This window comes from Pseudomonas sp. NFXW11 (assembly GCF_049887815.1).
Classification (GTDB): Bacteria; Pseudomonadota; Gammaproteobacteria; order Pseudomonadales; family Pseudomonadaceae; genus Aquipseudomonas.
In genome coordinates, this window is the sequence record NZ_JAGEKI010000004.1 from 58,037 (window position 1) to 81,403 (window position 23,367).

Below are 23,367 nucleotides of genomic sequence, written 5' to 3' on the forward strand. Positions count from 1 at the left end.
CATGCTTTACAGGATAAATCGCGTGACCAGGCCGTTAAGGTCTATCGCCAATCGCGACAGTTCCTGGCTGGCAGCCGAAGTCTGGGTGGCCCCGGCGGCGGTCTGGGTCGACAGGTCGCGAATGTTCACCAGGCTGCGGTCCACGTCCCGGGCCACCAGGGCCTGCTGTTCGGCAGCGCTGGCGATCACCAGGTTGCGCTGGCTGATTTGCGAGATGGCCCCGGTGATTTTCTCCAGGGCAGTGCCGGCGTCGTTGGCCCGTTGCAGGGTCTGTCCAGCCTGCTCGGCGCTGCTTTGCAAGGCGCCGACCGTGGCTTCGGTGCCGTGCTGGATGCTGCTGATCATCTGCTCGATCTCTTCGGTAGAGTCTTGGGTACGCCGGGCCAGGGAGCGTACCTCGTCGGCCACCACGGCAAAACCACGCCCGGCCTCGCCGGCCCGGGCCGCTTCGATGGCGGCGTTGAGCGCCAGCAGGTTGGTCTGCCCGGCGATGCCGCGGATCACCTCCAGCACCTTGCTGATGTCCTGGGCCTGGGTGGCCAGCCCCTGGGCTTGCTGCGAGGCTCCGAGCACTTCGCCCACCAGGCTCTGGATCGACTCGATGGTTTCACTGACCTGGCGCTGGCCATGCTGGCTGTCCTGGTCCGAGGTGCGCGAGGCTTCGGCGCTGGACACCGCGTTGCTCGCCACTTCATCCACTGCGGCGCTCATTTCGGTGACGGCGGTGGCGGCCTGTTCGATTTCATCGTTCTGCGCTTGCAGGCCACGGGTGCTCTGTTCCATCACCGAGCTCATCTCTTCGGCGGCCGAGGCCAGTTGCCGGGAAGAGTCGGCAATGCCGCGGATGGTCGCGCGCAGGTTGTCCTGCATGGTGGCCAGGGCACCGAGCAGTTGCGCCGGCTCGTCCCGGCCCTGGCTGTCGATGGGCTGGCTGAGGTCGCCGGCGGCCACCGTGCGCGCCACGGCCAATGCCTGGGCCAGGGGCGCGGTGATGCTGCGGGTGAGCAGCCAGGCCAGCAGCAGGGTGCCGATCAGTGCGGTGACGATCAGGCTGCCGACTATCCACTGCGAGCGCTCATAGAGTGCGGCGGCCTGTTCCGCGGCGCTGTCGGCACCGCCCTGGTTGAACCGGATCAGCTCTTCCAAGGCCTGGTCCAGCACCTTGCCCTGGGGCGCCAGCTCGTTGTTGAGGCGGGCGTAGGCCTGCTGGGTCGCGCCGGCGTCGATCTGCTGGATGACCTGTTCGAGAATGCTGCCGTACAGGGTCACGCCCTGTTTCAGCCGTTCAAGCATGGCAGCCTCCTGTTCATTGCTCAGCAGGCGCTTGTGCCGTTCCAGGCGCTGGGCCAGTTCCTGGCGTTGCTCATTGATGATGCGCTTGCTGTTGTCGCGGCTCTGACGCTGCTCATTGGCAATCAGCCGCAGCGCTTCCAGGCGGATAGTGGCGATATTGGCTGCGCCGTCATGGATGTTCTCGATGCTCGGCATCCACGACGCTTCTATGACTTTCGCACTCTCGCGCAAGCTGGCCATCTGGCCCAGGCAGAACAGCCCGACTACCACCAGCAGGCTGGCCAGCAGGGCAAAGCTCAGGCTGGCGCGTAAACCGATTCGAATGTTCCTGATCGACATCATGTGCTCCTTGAAGACTATGGAAAAAACCTTGGGCCCTCGTGAATTGGCGTTGTTGGTAGAGGGGGGAGGAGTCTTATATGTCAAAGTGCCATCATTCTGAAAGTGCCGAGATAGAGCCTTTGTAGCCAAAATTACAGACGCTTTACGGTTCAGGTGAGGTGATTTTCGACCGCCCTAAAGGGCTCACGCCGCAGCCTGGGCGGCCGACAGATGAATCGATTAAGTGGCAAGAGGGCTGACTCAAAGGGTTTTTATTGACCGATCGGTCGATTAAAAAACTTCGATGCAGAAGGCAGGGTCAAGCTTTGGCGAGGCAAAAATGCGCTTCTCCTCAGGTCGCTTCACTGGCTAAGCTCTGGCAACTCAAATTCCCGCAGAGGTCTACCTATGCCGCAGCCATGGCCCGCCGCCGATATCGCCCGAATGATCCTCGACGGCTTCGACGACTACCGCGAGCACTTCCGCCAGATCACCGACGGTGCCCGGCAGCGCTTCGAGCAGGCGCAGTGGCAGCAGGCGCAAACGGCCTCGGCCGCGCGGATCAACCTGTACGAGGAAAAGGTCGGGGAAACCGTGGCCCGGCTGCACCAGGCCTTCAGTGATGACTCGCTGATGGATGTCGGCCAGTGGCCGCTGGTGAAAAGTGCCTATATCAGCCTGATCGACCTGCGTTTCGACGATGAGCTGTCCGAGACCTGGTACAACTCGATCTTCTGCGGGCTGTTCAGCCATGACCTGATCAGCGACGGCTGCATGTTCATCCACACCACCCGCCCCAGCCTGCGTCGGGCGCGGTCTGCGCAAACCCGCAGCTATCAGCCGCGAGGCGATCTGTCCGGGATGCTGGCCCAGGTGTTCAGCGACTACCGCTTCAGCGAGGACTACGCCGACCTGCCCGGCGACCTGCGGCGCTTGCTGGGGCAACTGCGCGAAAGCCTGCCGGACTGGGTGTGCAAGGACCCGGAGCTGACCCTGGAGCTGTTTTCCTCGGTGCTCTACCGCAACAAGGGCGCCTACCTGGTGGGGCGCATCTTCACCCACGAGGAACAGTGGCCGCTGGTGATTCCGCTGCTGCACCGCGAGGGCCGGGGCATCCAGATCGATGCCCTGATCACCGACGAGGCTGATGTGTCGATCATCTTCTCCTTCACCCGTTCCTACTTCATGGTGGACGTGCCGGTGCCGGCGGAGTTCATCGGCTTTCTCAAGCGCATCTTGCCGGGCAAGCACATCGCCGAGCTGTACACCTCCATCGGTTTCTACAAGCACGGCAAGTCGGAGTTCTACCGCGCGCTGATCAACCACCTGGCCAACACCGACGACCGCTTCATCATGGCCCCCGGGGTGCGCGGCATGGTCATGAGCGTGTTCACCCTGCCGGGCTTCAACACGGTGTTCAAGATCATCAAGGACCGTTTCTCGCCGTCGAAGAACGTCGACCGGGCCACGGTGATCGAGAAGTACCGCCTGGTGAAAAGCGTCGATCGGGTCGGGCGCATGGCCGACACCCAGGAGTTCGCCGACTTCCGTTTCCCCCTGAGCAAGTTCGACCCGGCGTGCCTGGAGGAACTGCTGGAAGTGGCGCCGTCCACCGTGGCGGTGGAAGACCAGACGGTGCTGATTCGCCACTGCTGGACCGAGCGCCGCATGACTCCGCTCAACCTCTACCTGGAACACGCCAACCCCGACCAGGTACGCGAGGCCCTGGAGGACTACGGCCTGGCGATCAAGCAACTGGCGGCGGCCAATATCTTCCCCGGCGACATGCTGCTGAAGAACTTCGGCGTTACCCGTCACGGCCGGGTGGTGTTCTACGATTACGACGAGATCTGCTATCTCACCGAGGCCAACTTCCGCCACATTCCGGCGCCGCGCACCCCGGAAGACGAGATGGCCTCCGAGCCCTGGTATTCCATTGGCCCCCACGACGTGTTCCCCGAGGAATTCCCGCCGTTCCTGTTCGCCGATGCCGGCCAGCGCAAACTGTTCGCCCAGTTGCACGGCGAGCTGTACAACGCCGACTACTGGAAGGGCCTGCAGGAGGCGATCCGCGCCGGCAAGATCATCGATGTCTTTCCTTACCGGCGCCAAGGCCTGGAAGAATGACGGCAGCGACAAGTTTCGAGCTTCAAGCGGCAAGTCAGTGACGTGGGCTGGTAGTGTGTGGCTGGCCTCTGCCGCCCTTGATTTGAAAGCTGCAAGCCAAAAGCGCGACGCTGCGTTAATCTTGCGGCTTTTCGCTTGAAGCCTGCCGCTGCTCTTATGACTGATCAACTGCTGAAAAACCTCGATCAAGCCATGCTCGCCGACCGCCACCGGTTGCGTCGGCAGTTGCTCGAACTGCGCAAGAAGCCCGACGAGGCCAAGCTCGCCCAGTGGCTGGAGCGGATGCAGGCCTCGTGCAACCTGGTGACCGCGCGGCGCAATAGCGTGCCGTCGATTCGCTATGACGACAGCCTGCCGATCGCCGCCAAGCGCGACGAAATCAAGGACGCGCTGCTCAAGCATCAGGTGCTGATCATCGCCGGTGAAACCGGCTCGGGGAAAACCACCCAGCTGCCGAAGATCTGCCTGGAAATCGGTCGTGGCCAGCACGGCCTGATCGGCCATACCCAGCCGCGGCGCATCGCTGCCCGCAGCGTTGCCAGCCGGGTCGCCGAAGAGCTGGCCACGCCACTGGGATCGCTGGTGGGTTATCAGGTGCGCTTCGAGGACCAGAGCGATGCCAACACCCTGATCAAGCTGATGACCGACGGCATTCTGCTGGCGGAAACCCAGAACGATCGCTACCTGGAACGCTACGACACCATCATTGTCGACGAGGCCCACGAGCGCAGCCTGAACATCGACTTCCTCCTCGGCTACCTCAAGACCCTGCTGCCACGGCGTCCGGACCTGAAGGTGATCATCACCTCGGCGACCATCGACCTGGAGCGCTTCTCCAAGCACTTCGACGATGCGCCCATCGTTGAAGTCTCGGGCCGCACCTTCCCGGTGGAAACCTGGTATCGCCCGCTGACCCTGGAGCAGGACGAGGAGGGCAACCGGGTCGAGGACGACCTCACCGTGGACCAGGCGATCCTCGCCACCCTGGATGAAATCGCCGCCCATGAGCGCAGCGAGCGCCGTAGCCCCGGGGATGTGCTGGTGTTCCTGCCGGGCGAGCGGGAGATTCGCGACGCCGCGGAAATGCTGCGCAAGGCCCAGCTCAAGCACACCGAGATTTTGCCGCTGTACGCGCGCCTGTCGCCGGCGGAACAGCAGCGCATCTTCCAGTCCCACCCGGGGCGTCGGGTGGTGCTGGCGACTAACGTCGCCGAAACCTCGCTGACCGTGCCCGGCATTCGCTATGTGATCGACAGCGGCACCGCGCGCATCAGCCGCTACAGCTACCGGGCCAAGGTCCAGCGCTTGCCCATCGAGGCGATTTCCCAGGCCAGCGCCAATCAGCGTAAAGGTCGTTGCGGCCGGGTCGAGCCGGGGATCTGCGTGCGCCTGTACAGCGAGGAAGATTTCCTCGGCCGGCCGGAATTCACCGACCCGGAGATTTTGCGCACCAACCTGGCGGCGGTGATCCTGCAGATGCTCCATCTGCGCCTGGGGGAAATCACCGCCTTCCCCTTTATCGAACCGCCGGATGGCAAGGCCATCAGCGACGGTTTCAACCTGCTGCAGGAACTCTCGGCGGTGGACCGCAACAGCCAGCTGACGCCTCTGGGCCGGCAACTGGCGCGGCTGCCGGTGGACCCGCGCATGGGCCGCATGCTGCTGGAAGCGGCCAAGCTCGGCAGCCTGCAGGAAGTGCTGATCGTGGCCAGCGCCATGTCGATCCAGGACCCTCGCGAGCGTCCGCCGGAGCGCCAGCAGGCCGCTGACCAGGCCCATGCCCAGTGGAAGGATGTGGACTCGGACTTCGCCGCCCTGGTCAATCTGTGGCGTGGTTTCGAAGAACAGCGCCAGGCCCTGAGCGCCAGCCCGCTGCGCAACTGGTGCCGGAAGAATTTCCTGAATTACCTGCGCCTGCGCGAGTGGCGTGACTCCCATCGCCAACTGAGCCTGATCTGCCGCGACCTGCAGCTGAGCCAGAACAAGGAGCCGGCCGACTACCCGAAACTGCACAAGGCAGTGCTGGTGGGCTTGCTCAGCCAGATCGGCCAGAAGACCGAGGACGGCGACTACCTCGGCGCGCGCCAGCGGCGTTTCTGGATTCACCCGTCCTCGGGCCTGGGCAAGAAGCGCCCGCAATGGCTGATGACCGCCGAGCTGGTGGAAACCACCAAGCTCTATGCACGCATGGTGGCCAAGATCGATCCGGACTGGATCGAGCCCCTGGCCGGCCACTTGCTGAAGAAGAACCACTTCGAGCCCCATTGGGAGAAGAAGCGCGGCCAGGTGGTGGCCTACGAGCAGATCACCCTGTTCGGCCTGATCGTGGTCGGCCGGCGGCCGGTGCACTACGGCCCGGTGGACCCGCTGGTGTCCCGCGAGCTGTTTATCCGCGAGGCCCTGGTGCGCGGCGAAATCCAGTCCAAGGCCAAGTGCCTGACGGCCAACACCCAGTTGCTGGAACAGCTCGACGCCCTGGAAGCCAAGGCCCGGCGCCGGGACATCCTGGCGGACGAGGAAACCCTCTACGCCTTCTACGACGCGCGCCTGCCAGAGGAAATCCACCAGACCGCGACCTTCGACAGCTGGTACCGGGTGCACAGCCAGAAGAACCCGCAGTTGCTGATCATGCGCGAGGAAGACGTGCTGGCCCGCGAAGCCAGCGAGGTCACCGCCAAGCAGTACCCGGACACCCTGCATATCGGCGACCTGGAACTGGCCCTGAGTTATCACTTCGAGCCCAACCATCCCCGGGATGGCGTGACCCTGCGAGTGCCGGCGCCGCTGTTGCCGGCGCTGCCGGCCGAGCGCCTGGAATGGCTGGTGCCGGGGCTGATCGAAGCCAAGTGCATCGCCCTGGTGCGCAACCTGCCCAAGGCCCTGCGCAAGAACTTCGTGCCGGTGCCGGATTTCGTCAAGGCGGCCCTGCAGCGCATGGTCTTCGCTGAGGGTTCCTTGCCCCAGGCCCTGGGCCGCGAGCTGCTGCGCATGACCGGGGCGCGGGTCAGCGACGAGGCCTGGAGCGAGGCCGAGCAGCAGGTGGAAAGCCACCTGCGAATGAACCTGGAAATCGTCGACGCCCAGGGCAAGTTCCTTGGCGAAGGCCGCGACCTGGCCGAGCTTACCGCGCGTTTTGCCGAAGCCAGCCAGGCTGCCCTGGCGGTGCCGCAAACCGCCAAGAGCCAGCAGCCGGTAGAAGCCAAGGTGTTTGCCGCAGTGGCGGAGAAAACCCAGCAGAAGATTGCCGGGCTGTCGATGACGGTGTACCCGGCCCTGGTGGAAGAGGCGGGGGCGGTCAAGGAAGGGCGCTTCTCCACCGCTGCCGAAGCCGAGTTCCAGCATCGCCGGGCCTTGCAGCGGCTGCTGTTGCAGCAACTGTCCGAGCCGGCCAAGTTCCTTCGCGGCAAGTTGCCGGGGCTCACCGAGCTGGGCCTCTTGTATCGCGAGCTGGGCCGGGTCGAGGCGCTGGTGGAAGACATTCTGCTGGCCAGCCTCGACAGCTGCATTCTCGACGGTGAGACGACCTTGCCGCGGGACGGCGCTGGCCTGGCGTCCCTGGCCGAGCGCAAGCGCGGTGCCTGGACCGAGCACGCCGAGCGCCTGGCCCGCCTGACCCTGGAGATCCTCAAGCTCTGGCATGGCCTGCAAAAACGCTTCAAGGGCAAGATCGACCTGGCCCAGGCCGTGGCCCTCAACGACATCAAGGCCCAGCTAGCAAACCTGGTGTATCCGGGCTTTGTCCGGGAAACCCCGGCCCTGTGGCTCAAGGAACTGCCGCGCTATCTCAAGGCCGTGGAGCTGCGTTTCGAGAAACTCGGCAGCCAGGTGCAGAAGGACCGGGTGTGGAGCAGCGAGCTCAGTGGCCTGTGGAACCAGTACCAGACCCGCGCACAGAAGCATGCCCAGGAAGGCAAGCGCGATCCGCAGCTGGAGCTGTATCGCTGGTGGCTGGAGGAGTACCGGGTGTCGCTGTTCGCCCAGCAATTGGGGACCAAGGTGCCGATTTCCGACAAGCGCCTGAACAAGCAGTGGAGCCAGGTCGAAGCCTGAATCGCCCGCTCCCGGTAGGCGCTGGCTTGCCAGCGAAGGCGCCAGCAAGGGGGCTGCAAGGCTCGAGGGCCGGTTCGCCGGTTCGCCGGTAAGCCGGCTCCTACCGGGTGGGTTCCATCGATCTTGCAGTTGCGGCGAAAAGTCCGAGGTTATGGCAAACTCCGCCGTCATAAATACCGACCGCGGACGGCTTTTTGTCCCGAGCCTGCGGGCGGATCGAAACCAAGCGATGCCAGGAAGGCTGCCCGCTGTGGCGGCAGTCCCTTTACGGTTTGGCACGGCGGTGCCAAGACCTTCTGCCTCATCACACTAGAGGAACGACCGTGCATAACGTCGTCATCAGCGGCACCGGCCTGTTTACCCCGGCCAACAGTATTTCCAACGAAGAGCTGGTGGAGTCTTTCAACGCCTACGTGCACCAGTTCAACCGCGACAATGCCGCCGCCATCGAGCGTGGCGAAGTCCAGGCGCTGACCGAATCCAACGCCGCCTTCATCGAAAAAGCCTCGGGGATCAAGAGCCGTTTCGTCATGGACAAGGACGGCATCCTCGACCCGCAACGCATGGCCCCGCGCCTGCCGGAGCGCTCCAATGACGAGTGGTCGGTGCTCTGCCAGATGGCCGTGGCCGCCGCCGAGCAGGCCCTGCAACGGGCCGGCAAGACCGCCGCCGACATCGACGGGGTGATAGTCGCCTGCTCCAACCTGCAGCGCGCCTACCCGGCCATCGCCATCGAAGTCCAGGCTGCGCTGGGCATCCAGGGTTTCGGTTTCGACATGAACGTGGCCTGTTCTTCGGCCACCTTCGGCATCCAGGCCGCCTGCAACAGCGTGCAACTGGGCCAGGCCCGGGCGATCCTGATGGTCAACCCGGAAGTCTGCACCGGGCACCTGAACTTCCGTGACCGCGACAGCCACTTCATCTTCGGCGACGCCGCCACCGCGGTGATCATCGAGCGTGCCGACCTGGCCACTTCCAAGCATCAGTTCGATATCGTCAGCACCAAGCTGCTGACCCAGTTCTCCAACAACATCCGCAACAACTTCGGCTTCCTCAACCGCGCTGCGGAAGAGGGCGTCGGTGCCCGCGACAAGCTGTTCGTCCAGGAAGGCCGCAAGGTGTTCCGTGACGTGTGCCCGATGGTGGCCGAGCTGATCGCCGCTCACCTGGAAGAGAACCAGCTCAACGTCAGCGACGTGAAGCGCTTCTGGCTGCACCAGGCCAACCTCAGCATGAACCACCTGATCGTCAAGAAACTGCTGGGCCGCGAAGCCACGGAGGAAGAGGCACCGGTGATTCTCGACACCTATGCCAACACCAGTTCGGCGGGCTCGGTGATTGCCTTCCACAAGCACCAGGACGACCTGGCCAGTGGTTCGCTTGCGGTGCTCAGTTCCTTCGGCGCCGGTTATTCCATCGGTAGCGTGCTGCTGCGCAAGCGTTGATCTAGGGTTGGGGTGTGGCGCGCGGCCCTGGTGGTGCGTCACACCCCCTCAAACCTGCATGATTGAACGAGGCACGAATGGCTGCGGCTGATGACACGCAACTGCTAGAGCGCCTGTTGGCGGGTGAGCAAAAGGCTTACAAGGAACTGGTCGGCACCTATCAGAGCGCGATGCGCGCGGTGGCCTATGCGATTGTCGGCAACCGTCACGCCGATGAGGTGGTGCAGGATGCCTGGCTGTCGGTGGTGCGCAACCTGGCGGGGTTCCAGGGGCGCTCCAGCCTCAAGACCTGGCTCCTGACCATCACCGCCAATGCGGCCAAGGGCCGTTACAAGCAGAACCGCCGTGAGGTGCTGCTCGATGACCTGCCTGCGCCCCACGGCACCATCGGCGACGAGCGCTTTTCCGCGGGCGATGGCCACTGGCTGGTGGCCCCCTTTGCCTGGCACGAAGACACCCCCGAAGCCCTGCTCACCGAAGCCGAGCTGCGCGACTGCCTGGAACACACCCTGCTCAGCCTCTCGGAACTGCAAAGCAGCGTCTTGCTGCTGCGCGAGCGCCAGGGCCTGGAGCTGGAGGAAATCTGTAATCTTCTTGGGCTCACGCTCTCCAATGTTCGGGTGCTGTTGCACCGAGCGCGTTTGAAGGTGTTCGCCACCGTGGAGCATTTTGAGGAAACCGGCCAATGCTGACCTGTAAGGAACAAGTGGCACGATCCAGCGATTATCTCGATGGCCAATTGAGCTTTCGCGAGCGCTTGATGGTGCGCCATCACTTGCTGTTCTGCCCCAACTGCCGGCGTTTCATTCGCCAGATGCGCCTGCTCCAGGCCAGCTTGCGGGTGCTGCCCGAGCCGCCCCTGGAAGGCCTCGACGAACTGGCCGAACGCCTGGCCAGCGAGCGCCAGCGCGAACGCTGATGCCGTCACCGATGCGGGTGCCACAAGGCATCCGCACTGGCCATCAAACTGTCATCCGATCAAAGGTGACAGCCCTGCAATGTCCCCGCTTTCCCCCGCAAGGCTCGCCGCGAGCGCTCTAGTACAGGCTTTTTGCCTTATCTCATTTCGAAGTAAGAAAGTTCCCCTGTAATCAAATCTTTATCTATCAGCAACCCGGCTGAAATAACCCGTCGCCAAGATTCCCACCCAACACCAGCGGGCCAACCCCGCGTGTTTTCCAACGCTACAGACCACCAATTAGGGGAACTCTTCGATGATCCGTAAGCACTTCGCCGGTTTTGCCGCCAGCGCCCTGGCCCTGGCAGTGACCGCCCAGGCTTTCGCTGGCACCGTCACCACCGACGGCGCCGATATCGTAGTCAAAACCAAGGGCGGCCTTGAGGTTGCTACCACCGACTCCGCGTTCAGCTTCAAGCTGGGCGGTCGTCTGCAAGCCGACTATGGCCGTTTCGACGGGTTCTACACCAAGAATGGTGACAGCGGCGACGGCGCCTACTTCCGCCGCGCCTATCTGGAATTGGGCGGCACCGCCTACAAGGATTGGAAATACCAGATCAACTACGACTTCTCCCACAACTCGGGTACCGCCGATGACGGTTACTTCGACGAGGCGTCCATCTCCTACGTGGGCTTCAAGCCGGTGACCATCCGCGCTGGCCGTTTCGACGCCGACTTCGGCTTGGAGAAGGCCACTAGCTCCAAGTGGGTCACCTCCATGGAGCGTAACGCCGCCTACGAGCTGGCCGACTGGATCAACTCCCATGAGAACGGCATGGGCCTGCAGGTGAGTTCGGTAGTGGCCGACATGGCCTACTTGTCCGGCAGCGTGTCGGCCAAGGACATCAACGACAGCGACGGCGACAGCGTCAAGCAGTTCAACGCCCGTGCGGTGTTCGCGCCGATGCACGAAACCGGCAACGTCCTGCACTTCGGCCTGGACTTCGCCAGCCGTGACCTGAGCGACACCGCCTTCGACTCGCGCATTCGTCCACGCCTGGGCGTTCGCGGTATCGCCACCAACGGCGGCAACGACGCCGGCACCAACGGCAACCGTGCCACCTTCGGCGGCGGCGCTGGCCTCAACGCGTCGAACCTGACCGCTGCTGGCGCCTACGACAACGACCGGGTGTTCGGCGGTGAATTCGCCTTCGCCACCGGCCCGTTCTCGGCCCAGGCGGAATACCTGACCCGCAAGATGAAAGCCGACAGCGCCGCCTACCAGGACGTCAAGGCCACCGGCTTCTACGGTCAGTTGGCCTACACCCTGACCGGCGAGTCCCGCGTGTACAAACTCGACGGCGCCAAGTTCGACACCATCAAGCCCGAGAACAAGCAGTACGGTGCCTGGGAAGTGTTCTACCGCTACGACAACATCAAGGTCGATGACAAGAACATCGTGACCGCCAGCGCCACCCGTGAAGTCGGCGATGCCAAGGCCACCATGAACACCATCGGGGTCAACTGGTACGCCAACGAGGCGATCAAGGTTTCCGCCAACTACATCAAGGTCAACACCGACAAGATCACCAACAGCGTTGGCGATGACAGCGGCGATGCCCTGGTAGCCCGTGTGCAGTACGTGTTCTAAGGTTGTTGCAACACCTCGTTAGAGCTCTTTCTCATCCGTTATAGCTCCTTTCGTTTCAACCCCGCCTCGGCGGGGTTTTTTTTGCCCTGAAGCAAGGCTCAGGGGCAGGTGGTTTCGTGCAGGTACAGCCACTGCGTTGCCTCAGGCTGCACACGGATAATGGCCAGGGACAGGCGCGACGACTCGACCTGCGCCAGGCGGTGGGTTTCCTTGTAGCGGATCGCTGCGCTCTGGCCTTCCTGCCAGACGCAGCGCACTTCGCTGATCTCGATTTGCAGCCCGGGGCGCTGGCCCAGGGCGCCGCGAAACAGCTGTTCCACTTGCTCGCGGCCGATCAGGGCGCCGCCGGTGGTGACCATCTGGAAATCCTCGGCGAACAGCGGCAGCAGTTGTTCGAGGCTGCTCGCTGCGTCGCCGTGGGGGTTGCTGAACACGCTGTGAATCAGCTGGTGGATCCAGTGCACGCTGAATTGCGCCTGTTTAATGAGGGTGTTGGGCATGGGAGACCTTGTGCGGGTTGAGCCGGCCCAAGGCCAGCAGGGGAAGCAGGCCGGCCAGGGCGGCCAGCAGCAGACTCAGGTGAAAGGCGGCGAGCACCTCGAACCACCCCAGCAGCAGGTTGTTGAGCATCAGCAGCAGGGCCGCGCCCAGGCTGAAGGCCATCTGCCGGTTGAGGTTCCAGATCACGCTGGCCTTGTGCGTATCGCCGCCGTCGAAATCCAGCAGGGCGGTGGTTTGCGCGGTGTTGGCGCCGGCACCGCCGCCCAGGCCCATCAGCAGGTAGGCGAGCATGATCAGCGGCAGGTCGGCCGCCGAATCGACCGCGCACAGGCTGGCGATGCCGGCGCTGTGCAGCACCAGAGCGATGGCGAACAGGCGGGGCGCGCCGAACCTGTTGTAGTAGCGCCCGCAGGCCAGCATCGCCAGCAGCGCGCCCAAGGCGTACAGCAGCATGAACTGGCCGCTGTGCTGGGCGCTCAGGTGCAGGCTGTCCTGGAGGAAGAACAGGCTCAGCAGGTTGACCCCGGTGAAGATCCCGGGAATGGCATGGTAGATGCCCACCGACAGGCCCAGGCGCGGATTCTTCAGCAGCCGCAGTTCGACTATCGGCTGCGGGCAACGGCGGCAGTGGCGCCCGTACAGCGCGGCGAACAACAGCCCGGCCAACAGCCCCGGCAACGCCTGGTACCCCGCATGACCGCTGCCATACAACGACAGGCCCAGCAGCAGGCCGCCGAGGCTGGCACTGAGCAGTAGCAGGCCGCGCAGGTCGGGGCGGGCCGGCCGTGCCGGGGTCTCGTGGCCAATCCAGCACCCGGCCAGCAAGGCGGTGAGCAGCGACAGCGGCAGGCTGGCGAGGAACACCCAGTGCCAGGAGGCGTGGTCGACTATGGCCCCGCCCAGGGTTGGCGACAGCGCCGGGGCCAGCAGGGCCACGGCCATCACCAGGGTGGAAATCCGTGCCCGTTGCGCGCCCTGGAACAGGTTGAAGGTCAGTGCCTGGCCCAGGGGAATCAACAGGCCGCCGGCCATGCCCTGGATCAGCCGCCAGAACACCAGCCACAAGAAGTCCTCGGCCAGCCCACAGAGCAGGGCGGCCAGGCTGAACAGCAGCATCGAGGCACAAAGGATTTGCCGGCTGCCGAACCGCGCCGCCAACCAGGTGCTGAGGGGAATCACCAGGGTCAGGCCGAGGATGTAGGCATTGGCCACCCAGGCCACGCTGGCGCTGGACACCTGCAACTGTGCGGCGATGCTCGGCAGGGCCACCGCCGACATGAAGATGTTGACGCAATCGATAAAGAACCCGAGGAGAAATACCACCGCCACTTTGTATCTGTAGGTCATGCCGCCTCCGTAATCAGCGCGCAGCTTAGGGAGCTTGGGCGCGGGCTGTCGAGGCACCTATACTTGACGCATTGTTTAAAGAGATTTGACAGTGAGCCAGAATTTCCACGACCAGTTGCACCGGGTGCAGACCTTTATCGCGGTGGTCGATTTCGCCTCCTACACCCGCGCCGCGCATTACCTGGGCATCAGCAAGGCCATGGCCAGCCTGCATATCAAGGCACTGGAGCAAGCCCTGGCAACCACCCTGCTGGTGCGCACCACGCGGCATATCGGGCTGACCGAAAGTGGTCAGGATCTCTACGATGAATTCAAGGGGATTGTCGCCACAATCGATACGGCTTTCGACAATGTGCTGCACGGCCGCAATCGGGTGTCCGGCAAGTTGCGTATCAGTTCCACCGCGGAATATGCCCAGAGCTTTATCCTGCCGATCCTGCCGCTGTTCACCGCACGCTACCCCGAGGTGCGCCTGAGCTATCACTTCAATTCATCGTTGAATGACCTGGTGGCGGAAAAGCTCGACCTGGTGATCCGCCTCGGCCACTTGCCGGACTCGGGGTTCAAGGGCCGGCGACTGGCGGACTACGGCATTCTCCTGGTGGCCGCTCCGGCATTGCTCCAGGGCCTGGCGCTGACCCAGGTCGAGGACCTGGCCGCTCTGCCGTGGATCGGCAACAGCAACCTGGCCGGGCCCCCCGCCTGGTCTTTCCAGCATCCGCGTCGAGGCCAGGTGGAACTGCGAATCGAGCCCGGGCATGAGTCCAACTCGGCGACTGCGATTCGCGCCCTGGCCCTGGCCGGGCTGGGGCTGGCGGTGCTGCCGGAGTGGCTGGTGCTCGACGACCTGGCCAATGGGCGCCTGGTGCAGGTGCTGCCCGAGTACAGCCTGGCACGGCAACCGGTGCATGTGCTGTTTGCCAACAGCCCGCACCTGCCGCGCAAGTCTCGGGTGTTCATCGATTTTCTTGCCGAGCACCTGGGGCGCGCCTGAGTGTTTCGATGAACCCGGCGATGGGGGATACTCGCCGAGTTGTCCGCGCCCAATCCTGGAGCCCCTGATGCCGCTGCAATCCCTGAACAGTCTGTCTGCCGTCGATCCCGTGCAATGGGATGGGCTGCTTCAGGACGGGCAACCCTTCGTCCGCCATGCCTTTCTCAGTGCCCTGGAAGACAGCGGCAGCCTCGGCCCGCGCTCCGGCTGGCAGGCCGAGCACCTGCTGCATGTGGAACAAGGTCGCCTGTTGGCGGCGCTGCCCAGCTACCGCAAATGGCACTCCTACGGCGAATACGTGTTCGACCATGGCTGGGCCGATGCCTGTGAACGGGCCGGGATCGACTATTACCCCAAGCTGCTGACGGCGGTGCCCTTCAGCCCGGTGAGCGGCGCCCGGGTGCTGGCGGCGTCCCAGGCCGATGCCTTCGAACTGCTGAAAAGCCTGCCGGGTTATCTGGAGATCGAGGGGCTGTCCAGCGCCCATATCAATTTCACCGACGACTTCAGCGACGCCGCCCTGGAGCAGCAGCCGGGCTGGTTGCAGCGCCTGGGCTGCCAGTTCCACTGGCACAACCGCGGCTACCGGGATTTCCAGGATTTCCTCGATGCCCTGAGTTCGCGCAAGCGCAAGCAGATGCGCAAGGAGCGCGAGCAGGTGGCGGGGCAGGGGCTGGATTTCCAGTGGCTCGAAGGCCATGAGCTGGACGAGGCACAGTGGGATTTTGTCTACGCCTGCTACGCCAATACCTATGCGGTGCGGCGCCAGTCGCCCTACCTGACCCGGGCGTTTTTCAGCCTGCTGGCCGAACGCATGCCCGAGGCCATTCGCGTGGTCCTGGCCAAGCAGGGCGGGCGCCCGGTGGCCATGGCGTTCAGCCTGGTGGGCGGCGACAGTTTCTACGGCCGCTACTGGGGCTGCCTGGCGGAGTACGACCGCCTGCATTTCGAGACTTGTTTCTACCAGGGCATGGAATACGCGATCGCCCAGGGCTTGCAGCGTTTCGACGCCGGGGCCCAGGGCGAGCACAAGCTGATTCGCGGTTTCGAACCGGTGCTGACCCGCTCCTGGCATTACCTGCGCCACCCCGGCCTGAAGGCCGCGGTGAAGGATTTCCTGCAACAGGAGCGGGCCGGAACGCGGGCCTATGCCGAAGAGGCAAGGGACGCCTTGCCCTATCGCCAGGCGTGACCCTCGGCGCTTTTGCTCAGCTGTCTTCCTGGCCCAGCCAGCGATAGACCACGCCGCCGACCACCGCGCCCAGCAGCGGCGCCAGCCAGAACAGCCACAGCTGGTGCAGCGCCCAGCCACCAACGATCAGCGCCGGGCCGGTGCTGCGGGCCGGGTTGACCGAGGTGTTGGTCACCGGGATCGAGATCAGGTGGATCAGGGTCAGGGCCAGGCCGATGGCGATGGGCGCCAGCCCCGCCGGGGCACGCTTGTCGGTGGCGCCGAGAATGATCACCACGAACATGCCGGTCATCACCAGCTCACAGACAAACCCCGCGGCCATGGAGTAGCCGCCGGGGGAGTGCTCGCCATAACCGTTGGAGGCCAGCCCCGAGGCCAGCTCGAAGCCCGGTTTGCCGCTGGCGATAAAGTACAGCAAGGCGGCGGCGATCACCCCGCCGAGCACCTGCGCCACGATATAGGCCGGCAGCTCTTTGGCCGGGAAGCGCCCGCCCACCACCAGCCCGACGGACACCGCGGGGTTCAGGTGGCAGCCGGAGATATGGCCGATGGCGAAGGCCATGGTCAGCACCGTCAGGCCAAAAGCCAGGGCCACGCCCAGCAGGCCGATGCCGACGTTGGGAAAGGCCGCCGCCAATACGGCGCTGCCGCAACCGCCAAGCACCAGCCAGAAGGTGCCGAGCAACTCAGTCACAGAACGTTTGAACAAAGACATGGGGGAGTCCTTGATAGGTCAACCTATCAACGCGATACAGCGGTTATGCATCCCGCAGGTTAACTGCAGGTTCCGCTCCGGAACCTAGGCTCAGTACAGCAGGCTTTGGGCGCAATTCCAGCGCCGTAAAAAAAACGCCAGGGCCCCTGGAATCAGGGCCCTGGCGTTGTTCAAGGTGCTGCAACGGGTTCAGTCGACGCCGACGAAACCGCCGGTCTGGTGTTGCCACAGCCGCGCGTACAAACCGCCATGGGCCAGCAGTTCGGCATGGGTGCCGGTCTCGGCGATACGCCCGTGTTCCAGCACCACCAGGCGGTCCATGCGGGCGATGGTGGAGAGGCGGTGGGCGATGGCGATCACCGTCTTGCCTTGCATCAGGGTCTCCAGGCTTTCCTGGATGGCCGCTTCCACTTCCGAGTCCAGGGCCGAGGTGGCCTCGTCCATGATCAGGATCGGCGCGTCCTTGAGCAGCACCCGGGCAATGGCGATGCGCTGGCGCTGGCCGCCGGAGAGCTTGACCCCGCGTTCGCCCACATGGGCATCGAAGCCGGTGTGCCCCTGGGCATCGGACAGCAGCGGGATGAACTCGTCGGCCCGGGCCTTGCGCACCGCTTCCCAGAGTTCCTCGTCGCTGGCATCCGGGCGGCCGTAGAGCAGGTTGTCGCGGATCGAGCGGTGCAGCAGCGAGGTGTCCTGGGTGATCATGCCGATGCGTTCGCGCAGGCTTTCCTGGGTCACCTCGGCGATGTTCTGGCCGTCGATGAGGATCTGCCCGCCCTGCAGGTCGTAGAGGCGCAGCAGCAGGTTGACCAGGGTCGACTTGCCGGCGCCGGACGGGCCGATCAAGCCGATTTTCTCCCCGGGGCGGATGTCCAGGTTGAGGTTGCTGATGACCTTGTTGGCCTTGCCGTAGTGGAATTCGACCTGCTCGAAACGCACCCCGCCCTCGGCCACCACCAGTTTGGGCGCCTGCTCGCGGTCGGTGAGTTGCAATGGCTGGGCGATGCTTTGCAAGCCGTCCTCGACCATGCCGATGTTTTCGAAGATGCCGTTGATCACCCACATGATCCAGCCGGACATGTTGACGATGCGGATCACCAGGCCGGTGGCCAGGGCGATGGCCCCGGCGCTGATCAGCGACTGGCTCCAGAGCCACAGGGCGAGGCCCGTGGTGCTGGCGATCAACAGGCCGTTGAGGCTGGTGATGGTCACGTCCATGGCGGTGACCACGCGGCCTGCCAGCTGGGTTTTCTCGGTCTGCTCGGCGATCGCCTCACGGGCATAGCCCTGTTCGAAACGGGTGTGGGCGAACAGCTTGAGGGTGGTGATGTTGGTGTAGCCGTCGACGATCCGCCCCATCAGTTTGGAACGGGCGTCGGAGGCCTCCACCGAACGCCTCTGGATGCGCGGCACGAAGTAGCGCATGGCGCCGATGAAGCCGGCGATCCACAGCAGCAGCGGGATCATCAGGCGCCAGTCGGCATCGGCGAACAGCACCAGGGAGCCGACCGCGTAGATGGTCACGTGCCACAGGGCGTCGATCACCTGCACCGAGGAATCCTGCAAGGAATAGCCGGTCTGCATGATGCGCTGGGCAATGCGCCCGGCGAAGTCGTTCTGGAAGAAGTTCAGGCTCTGGCGCAGCACGTAGCTGTGGTTCTGCCAGCGGATCAGGCTGGTCATGCCGGGGTTGATGGTCTGGTGCATCAGCAGGTCGTGCAGGCCCACCATCAGCGGCCGGAACAACAGCGCCACCACCGCCATCCAGGCCAGCTCCAGGCCGTGGTCGCTGAACACCTGGACGCTGGGCGTGCCCTGGGCCAGGTCGATGATGGTGCTCAGGTAGCTGAACAGCGACACCTCGATCAGGGCCACGAACAGGCCCACCACCAGCAGGGCGACAAAGCTCGGCCAGACCTGCTTGATGTAGTGGAAGTAGAAGGGCAAGACCCGATTGGGCGGGGTGCTGCTGGGGGCGTCGCGGAAGATATCGATCAGCTGTTCAAAACGACGATAGAGCATGGGGGTCTACAGCCCGTGGTGCGGGCTCTCCTGTGCGAAAAGCGGACGGGGCGCCGGGTAGGGCGCCACCGTCGGGACAGGCAGCTGGACTCAGTCGATACGCTTGGCCGACTTGATCAGTACCGGGTCGACGGGCACGTTCTGCATGCCCTGCTTGGTGGTGGTCTGGGAGTTGACGATCTGGTCCACCACGTCCATGCCGCTCACCACCTTGGCGAACACTGCGTAGCCGGCATCGCGGCCCGGATCGAGGAAGGCGTTGTCGGCGACGTTGATAAAGAACTGGCTGGTGGCCGAGTTGGGGTTCGAAGTACGGGCCATGGACAGGGTGCCACGCACGTTATGCAGGCCGTTGGACGCTTCGTTCTTGATCGGGTCGCGGGTGTCTTTCTGCACCATCTGCGGGGTGAAGCCGCCGCCTTGCACCATGAACCCGGGGATCACCCGGTGGAAGATGGTGTTGGTGTAGAAGCCGCTGTCGACGTAGTCGAGGAAGTTCTTGCTGGAGATCGGTGCCTTGACCGGATCCAGTTCCACTTCGATCTTGCCGAAGCTGGTGTCCAGCAGCACGTGGGGCGCCTTGGCCGGTTGCGCGGCCATCAGGTTGGCGGCGAAGAGGACGGAGCCGGCGACGAGGGCGAGTTTTTTCAGCATGGGTCAGTGATCCTGGGTGGTGGTGTCGACTGTGGTTAGAAAATCCAGCAGGGTTTGGTTGAAGCGCTGTGGCTGGTCCAGTGGCGTGGCATGGCGGGAATCCTCGATCACCACCAGCTGCGCATCGGGCAGCAGTTTGACATAAGCCTCCTTGGCCGCCACCGGGGTGTAGTCGCGGTCGGCGCTGACCACCAGGGTTGGACAGGTGATGCGGCCCAGACGTTCCAGCACCCCCCAGCCGACGATGGCGTCGAAGCTGGCGAGATAAGCACGTTTGTCGTTCCTTGCCCAGCGTTCGGCCATCTTCTGCCGCAGCTCGCCCTGTTCGGGCTTGGGAAACAGGCGCGGGCCCAGGGCCTTGCCGATGGCCGCCGGGCTCAGCAGGCGCGCCAGGCCCCAGCGCCGCAGCCACTGCCAGCGGTCGTTAGCGGTGCGCACCTTGACCTCGGGGGCGCTGTTGACGATGCACAGGCTCTTCAGCAGCTGCGGCTGGTCCACCGCCAGCTGGAAGCCGATCATGCCGCCCATGGACAGGCCGACATAATGCGCGGGGCCCAGGTTCAGGTGCTCGATCAGCGCCAGCAGGTCGGCGGTGAAGCCCTGGATGCTGTAGCGCTCCCGGGGCTTGTCGGAGCGCCCGTGGCCGCGCACGTCGGGGACAATCAGGCGGTAGCGCGCGGACAGCTGGGGAATCTGCTTTTCCCAGTCCTCGGCGCTGGAGCCCAGGCCGTGTACCAGCAGCAGGGGCTGGCCCCGGCCGTACTCCTCGTAGTGCAGTGTGCAACCTTCATGCTCGAAATAGGCCATGGCAGAACTCCTGTTCTGGTAGGGGGTACATCAGGCTTGTGGTGGCGCGGCAAAGGGCGCATCCAGGGGCGCGGTGTCGAAGGTGCGCAGCAGTTCCACGAGGATCTGCGTGGCCGGGCCCAGGGGTTTGTCCTTGTTGGAATAGAGGAAGAAGGTCGGGTGGCGGCTGCCGCCCTGGTCCAGGGGCAGGACCTTGAGCACGCCTTCACGCAGCTCGCGGTCGATCAGGTGCCGCGGCAGCCAGGCGAAGCCCAGGCCGCTGCTGACGAATTTCGAGGCGGTGGCCAGGCTGCCCACGGTCCAGCGCTGTTCGGCGCCGAGCCAGCCGACATCCCGTGGTTGCTGGCGGCCGGAGTCGCGGATCACCACTTGCAGCTGGCTTTCCAGGTCTTGGAAATGCAGCACCCGCTGCAGGCGGTGCAGGGCGTGTTCCGGGTGGGCCACGGCGACGAATTCCACGGCGCTGAGCTCGGTGCCCAGGTAGCCGGAAATATTGAAGCCGCTGATGGCCAGGTCGGCCACCCCTTCGAGCAGCACTTCCTCGACCCCGGACAGCACCTCCTCGCGCAGGCGCACGCGACAGCCACGGCTTTGCGGCATAAAGGCGGTGAGGGCGCGTACCAGTCGCGCATTGGGGTAGGCGGCGTCCACCACCAGGCGCACCTCGGCTTCCCAGCCTTGCTCCATATGGTGGGCCAGGTCTTCCAGCTGGCTGGCCTGCTTGACCAGTTGCCGCGAACGGCGCAGCAGCACGCCACCGGCCTCGGTCAGCACCGCCTTGCGCCCGTCGATGCGCAGCAGCGGCACGCCGAGCTGGTCCTGCATGCGAGCCACGGTATAGCTGACCGAGGATTGCGAACGGTGCAGGGCTTCGGCGGCCTGGGCGAAACCGCCGTGGTCCACCACCGCCTGCAGGGTGCGCCATTGATCCAGGGTCACGCGGGGCGCTTTCATCAGGGGTTCCTCTTGTCCTAAGCTGGCGCTCCTTGAATGGAGACTGCCGAATGCGAAAATTCTGTTGTGTGTTGCTGGCGCTGTTGCCCTTGAGCGCCTGGGCCTACCCCATCGATGTCGACAAGCAGTTGAACGGCCTGAGCATCGACTACACCACTTACGCCACCGATGAAGACATCGGCTCCATCCAGTTGAACAACTTCGGCAAGAGCGATGCCGTCTGCTCGGTGGTGTTCCGCAACGGCCCCGAGGCGCCACGCACCCGCAAGGTGGAAGTGGCCGCCGGGCAGAGCAAGAACGTCACCGCCAAGTTCAACCGCAAGATCATCAAGCTGCGCCTGGAGCTGAACTGCCAGGGCAAATGATCGGGGCTGGGCCAGCCTGCGTGATTGCTGCGGGGCTGGCTCAGCTTATAAACGAATTTGTTGATTGGTTATAGCAGTTATTTGCGCTTTTTCATCGATATCACTCTGTTTAATCTGCGCCCCATCGACTTATGCATACCCCGATGGAGGCTTCAGCCATGTCCCGCGTCCTGATCATTGAAAGCAGCGCCCGCCAGCAGGATTCCGTATCCCGGCAACTGACCCAGACTTTTGTCCAGCAATGGCAGGCCGCCCATCCCGGCGACTCGATCACGGTTCGCGACCTGGCCCGCCACCCGGTGCCGCATCTGGATGCCAACCTGCTGGGCGGCTGGATGAAACCCGCCGAGCAACGCAACGCCGCCGAGCAGGAATCCCTGCAACGCTCCAATGAACTGACCGATGAACTGCTGGCGGCCGATGTACTGGTGATGGCCGCACCGATGTACAACTTCGCCATACCCAGCACCCTCAAGGCCTGGCTCGACCATGTACTGCGCGCCGGGGTTACCTTCAAGTACACCGAGACCGGCCCCCAGGGCCTGCTCACCGGCAAGCGCGCCTATGTGCTGACCGCGCGCGGTGGCATCTATGCCGGCAGCAGCGCCGATCACCAGGAACCCTACCTGCGCCAGGTGATGGCCTTTATCGGCATCCACGACGTTGAGTTCATTCACGCCGAAGGCATGAACCTGGGAGGCGACTTCCAGGAGAAGGGCCTGAACCAGGCCAATGCCAAGCTGGCCCAGGTGGCCTGAGCCGCGCTCATCTGGCGGACCGACGGCGCCCCTGCAGCGGCTCGCAGGCGGCGCCGTTAATCCGCAGATAATCCGCCGCTGTTGAAGTAGCGCCTGCGCATCCCCCTTCAAGCCGGTTCGCGCATCGAACCTCCCTTTGCACTGGTTGCTCCTTCAGTGCCGACGCCCGATTGCACGCCTAGCGAGATCGGGCTTTTTTTTGCCCGGGATTTCATCTGCCCGGGCAAAACCGCTATCGTCGCCGCCATCCAATGATGAGGCGAACATGGGCTATCTACTTTTTGTCACCCTGATCCAGGCGTTTTCCTTCAACCTGATCGGCGAATACCTGGCCGGGCATGTCGACAGTTATTTCGCGGTGCTGGTGCGGGTGCTGCTGGCGGGGCTGGTGTTCATTCCCCTGACTCGCTGGCGCCGGGTGGAGCCGGCCTTTATGCGCGGCATGCTGCTGATCGGCGCCTTGCAGTTCGGCATCACCTACGTGTGCCTGTACCTGAGCTTTCGCGTGTTGACGGTGCCCGAGGTGCTGCTGTTCACCATCCTCACGCCCCTGCACGTGACCCTGATCGAAGACGCCCTGAATCGGCGCTTCAATCCCTGGGGCCTGCTGGCGGCGCTGGTGGCGGTGGCCGGGGCGCTGGTGATTCGCTACGACCGGATCAACCCGGATTTCTTCATGGGCTTTTTGTTGCTGCAACTGGCCAACTTCACCTATGCCGCCGGGCAGGTGCTGTACAAGCACCTGGTGGCGCGCTACCCCAGCGACCTGCCGCATTACCGGCGCTTCGGCTACTTCTACCTGGGGGCGCTGCTGGTGGTGCTGCCGGCCTTCCTGCTGTTCGGCAAGGCCCATTACCTGCCGGATGCACCGCTGCAATGGGCGGTGCTGCTGTTTCTCGGCCTGGTGGCCACGGCCCTGGGCCTGTACTGGTGGAACAAGGGCGCGTGCCTGGTGAGCGGCGCGACCCTGGCGGTGATGAACAACCTGCATGTGCCGGTGGGGCTGCTGCTGAACCTGCTGATCTGGAACCGCCATGAAGACCTGGGGCGCTTGCTGCTGGGCGGGTTGGTGATTCTCGGGGCGGTGTGGATCAGCCGGCGGGGCGGCCGGCCTGTGCTGGCCAGCTGAGCCCGTTGTGGCGAGGGAGCTTGCTCCCGCCCGGCCACCTGGGTGGCCGCAAGAGCGGCTTGCGCGATCGGCCTGAAGCCGTGCCCAGGCCGCCTTGGGCGGGCGCTGCCCGCCAGCGGGAGCAAGCTCCCTCGCCACGCTTGC

The 23,367-nt window shown here is 64.2% G+C and carries 19 protein-coding genes; 11 read left to right on the plus strand and 8 right to left on the minus strand.

The annotated features are described in order from the left end of the window. Nucleotides 1-6: 6 nt before the first annotated feature. Nucleotides 7-1,632 carry a methyl-accepting chemotaxis protein gene (locus tag J4P02_RS08130; RefSeq protein WP_426189066.1) on the minus strand — a complete coding sequence of 542 codons (1,626 nt, stop codon included), beginning with the start codon at nt 1,630-1,632 and terminating at the stop codon, nt 7-9. A 390-nt stretch (nt 1,633-2,022) separates the two neighbouring features. Between J4P02_RS08130 and aceK the strand changes: the two genes are divergently transcribed. The 6 genes from aceK to J4P02_RS08160 all read left to right on the plus strand — a co-directional run bounded on the left by aceK (nt 2,023) and on the right by J4P02_RS08160 (nt 11,785). Beyond that, nucleotides 2,023-3,741, plus strand: a complete 1,719-nt coding sequence (aceK, locus tag J4P02_RS08135) for a bifunctional isocitrate dehydrogenase kinase/phosphatase (RefSeq protein ID WP_426189067.1) — start codon at nt 2,023-2,025, stop codon at nt 3,739-3,741. A 156-nt stretch (nt 3,742-3,897) separates the two neighbouring features. Continuing rightward, nucleotides 3,898-7,791 carry an ATP-dependent RNA helicase HrpA gene (gene hrpA / locus J4P02_RS08140; protein WP_426189068.1) on the plus strand — a complete coding sequence of 1,298 codons (3,894 nt, stop codon included), beginning with the start codon at nt 3,898-3,900 and terminating at the stop codon, nt 7,789-7,791. 323 nt (nt 7,792-8,114) lie between these two features. Further along, nucleotides 8,115-9,236: a beta-ketoacyl-ACP synthase III gene (locus J4P02_RS08145; protein WP_426189069.1), complete on the plus strand. Its 1,122-nt coding sequence runs from the start codon at nt 8,115-8,117 to the stop codon at nt 9,234-9,236. Nucleotides 9,237-9,313: 77 nt separating this feature from the next. Further along, nucleotides 9,314-9,928, plus strand: a complete 615-nt coding sequence (locus tag J4P02_RS08150) for an RNA polymerase sigma factor (protein ID WP_426189070.1) — start codon at nt 9,314-9,316, stop codon at nt 9,926-9,928. Next, a complete protein-coding gene (locus tag J4P02_RS08155) occupies nt 9,922-10,155 on the plus strand; it encodes an anti-sigma factor family protein (RefSeq protein ID WP_426189071.1) in 234 nt (77 codons plus the stop codon). Before J4P02_RS08150 ends, J4P02_RS08155 begins: the two co-directional genes overlap by 7 nt. Before the next feature lie 295 nt (nt 10,156-10,450). After that, nucleotides 10,451-11,785 (plus strand): OprO/OprP family phosphate-selective porin, encoded by a 1,335-nt coding sequence (locus tag J4P02_RS08160; RefSeq protein WP_426189072.1) that lies wholly within the window; start codon nt 10,451-10,453, stop codon nt 11,783-11,785. 98 nt (nt 11,786-11,883) lie between these two features. Here the strand turns inward: J4P02_RS08160 and J4P02_RS08165 are convergent, their stop codons facing one another. Both J4P02_RS08165 and J4P02_RS08170 read right to left on the minus strand, forming a co-directional pair. Then, nucleotides 11,884-12,285 (minus strand): nuclear transport factor 2 family protein, encoded by a 402-nt coding sequence (locus J4P02_RS08165; RefSeq protein WP_426189073.1) that lies wholly within the window; start codon nt 12,283-12,285, stop codon nt 11,884-11,886. Further along, nucleotides 12,266-13,633, minus strand: a complete 1,368-nt coding sequence (locus J4P02_RS08170) for an MFS transporter (RefSeq protein WP_426189074.1) — start codon at nt 13,631-13,633, stop codon at nt 12,266-12,268. The genes J4P02_RS08165 and J4P02_RS08170 overlap by 20 nt, the downstream gene beginning before the upstream one ends. An 85-nt stretch (nt 13,634-13,718) precedes the next feature. Here J4P02_RS08170 and J4P02_RS08175 point away from each other — a divergent pair, with 85 nt between their 5' ends. Further along, entirely contained in the window at nt 13,719-14,627 is a 909-nt protein-coding gene (locus tag J4P02_RS08175; protein ID WP_426189075.1) for a LysR family transcriptional regulator, read from the plus strand. Nucleotides 14,628-14,694: 67 nt separating this feature from the next. After that, nucleotides 14,695-15,819 carry a GNAT family N-acetyltransferase gene (locus J4P02_RS08180; RefSeq protein ID WP_426189076.1) on the plus strand — a complete coding sequence of 375 codons (1,125 nt, stop codon included), beginning with the start codon at nt 14,695-14,697 and terminating at the stop codon, nt 15,817-15,819. Nucleotides 15,820-15,835: 16 nt separating this feature from the next. Here J4P02_RS08180 and aqpZ read toward each other — a convergent pair whose 3' ends face one another. The 5 genes from aqpZ to J4P02_RS08205 form a co-directional block, all read right to left on the minus strand. Continuing rightward, the gene (aqpZ, locus tag J4P02_RS08185) at nt 15,836-16,534 is read right to left on the minus strand and encodes an aquaporin Z (RefSeq protein WP_426189077.1); all 699 of its coding nucleotides are present in this window, start codon (nt 16,532-16,534) and stop codon (nt 15,836-15,838) included. Between the two features lie 189 nt (nt 16,535-16,723). Beyond that, entirely contained in the window at nt 16,724-18,556 is a 1,833-nt protein-coding gene (locus J4P02_RS08190; RefSeq protein WP_426189078.1) for an ABC transporter ATP-binding protein, read from the minus strand. Nucleotides 18,557-18,646: 90 nt separating this feature from the next. Then, nucleotides 18,647-19,210 carry a peptidylprolyl isomerase gene (locus J4P02_RS08195; RefSeq protein ID WP_426189079.1) on the minus strand — a complete coding sequence of 188 codons (564 nt, stop codon included), beginning with the start codon at nt 19,208-19,210 and terminating at the stop codon, nt 18,647-18,649. A gap of 3 nt (nt 19,211-19,213) precedes the next feature. Beyond that, nucleotides 19,214-20,017: an alpha/beta fold hydrolase gene (locus J4P02_RS08200; RefSeq protein ID WP_426189080.1), complete on the minus strand. Its 804-nt coding sequence runs from the start codon at nt 20,015-20,017 to the stop codon at nt 19,214-19,216. 30 nt (nt 20,018-20,047) lie between these two features. After that, the gene (locus tag J4P02_RS08205) at nt 20,048-20,971 is read right to left on the minus strand and encodes a LysR family transcriptional regulator (RefSeq protein WP_426189081.1); all 924 of its coding nucleotides are present in this window, start codon (nt 20,969-20,971) and stop codon (nt 20,048-20,050) included. 50 nt (nt 20,972-21,021) lie between these two features. On the opposite strand from J4P02_RS08205, the gene J4P02_RS08210 reads away from it, so the two are divergent. The 3 genes from J4P02_RS08210 (at nt 21,022) to J4P02_RS08220 (ending at nt 23,223) form a co-directional block, all read left to right on the plus strand. Continuing rightward, complete coding sequence (locus tag J4P02_RS08210) at nt 21,022-21,336, plus strand: 3-phosphoglycerate kinase (protein ID WP_426189082.1); 315 nt, start codon at nt 21,022-21,024, stop codon at nt 21,334-21,336. A 158-nt stretch (nt 21,337-21,494) separates the two neighbouring features. Further along, nucleotides 21,495-22,094, plus strand: a complete 600-nt coding sequence (locus J4P02_RS08215; RefSeq protein ID WP_426189083.1) for an FMN-dependent NADH-azoreductase — start codon at nt 21,495-21,497, stop codon at nt 22,092-22,094. Nucleotides 22,095-22,359: 265 nt separating this feature from the next. Further along, the gene (locus tag J4P02_RS08220) at nt 22,360-23,223 is read left to right on the plus strand and encodes a carboxylate/amino acid/amine transporter (protein WP_426189084.1); all 864 of its coding nucleotides are present in this window, start codon (nt 22,360-22,362) and stop codon (nt 23,221-23,223) included. The last annotated feature ends 144 nt before the right edge of the window (nt 23,224-23,367 follow it).

What these genes read in the sequence shown, in the direction of transcription:
- J4P02_RS08130 (WP_426189066.1), bottom strand. Translation starts at nt 1,632, where the DNA reads ATGTCGATCAGGAACATTCGAATCGGTTTACGCGCCAGCCTGAGCTTT.
- aceK (WP_426189067.1), top strand. Translation starts at nt 2,023, where the DNA reads ATGCCGCAGCCATGGCCCGCCGCCGATATCGCCCGAATGATCCTCGAC.
- hrpA (WP_426189068.1), top strand. Translation starts at nt 3,898, where the DNA reads ATGACTGATCAACTGCTGAAAAACCTCGATCAAGCCATGCTCGCCGAC.
- J4P02_RS08150 (WP_426189070.1), top strand. Translation starts at nt 9,314, where the DNA reads ATGGCTGCGGCTGATGACACGCAACTGCTAGAGCGCCTGTTGGCGGGT.
- J4P02_RS08155 (WP_426189071.1), top strand. Translation starts at nt 9,922, where the DNA reads ATGCTGACCTGTAAGGAACAAGTGGCACGATCCAGCGATTATCTCGAT.
- J4P02_RS08160 (WP_426189072.1), top strand. Translation starts at nt 10,451, where the DNA reads ATGATCCGTAAGCACTTCGCCGGTTTTGCCGCCAGCGCCCTGGCCCTG.
- J4P02_RS08165 (WP_426189073.1), bottom strand. Translation starts at nt 12,285, where the DNA reads ATGCCCAACACCCTCATTAAACAGGCGCAATTCAGCGTGCACTGGATC.
- J4P02_RS08170 (WP_426189074.1), bottom strand. Translation starts at nt 13,633, where the DNA reads ATGACCTACAGATACAAAGTGGCGGTGGTATTTCTCCTCGGGTTCTTT.
- J4P02_RS08180 (WP_426189076.1), top strand. Translation starts at nt 14,695, where the DNA reads ATGCCGCTGCAATCCCTGAACAGTCTGTCTGCCGTCGATCCCGTGCAA.
- aqpZ (WP_426189077.1), bottom strand. Translation starts at nt 16,534, where the DNA reads ATGTCTTTGTTCAAACGTTCTGTGACTGAGTTGCTCGGCACCTTCTGG.
- J4P02_RS08190 (WP_426189078.1), bottom strand. Translation starts at nt 18,556, where the DNA reads ATGCTCTATCGTCGTTTTGAACAGCTGATCGATATCTTCCGCGACGCC.
- J4P02_RS08195 (WP_426189079.1), bottom strand. Translation starts at nt 19,210, where the DNA reads ATGCTGAAAAAACTCGCCCTCGTCGCCGGCTCCGTCCTCTTCGCCGCC.
- J4P02_RS08200 (WP_426189080.1), bottom strand. Translation starts at nt 20,017, where the DNA reads ATGGCCTATTTCGAGCATGAAGGTTGCACACTGCACTACGAGGAGTAC.
- J4P02_RS08205 (WP_426189081.1), bottom strand. Translation starts at nt 20,971, where the DNA reads ATGAAAGCGCCCCGCGTGACCCTGGATCAATGGCGCACCCTGCAGGCG.
- J4P02_RS08210 (WP_426189082.1), top strand. Translation starts at nt 21,022, where the DNA reads ATGCGAAAATTCTGTTGTGTGTTGCTGGCGCTGTTGCCCTTGAGCGCC.
- J4P02_RS08215 (WP_426189083.1), top strand. Translation starts at nt 21,495, where the DNA reads ATGTCCCGCGTCCTGATCATTGAAAGCAGCGCCCGCCAGCAGGATTCC.
- J4P02_RS08220 (WP_426189084.1), top strand. Translation starts at nt 22,360, where the DNA reads ATGGGCTATCTACTTTTTGTCACCCTGATCCAGGCGTTTTCCTTCAAC.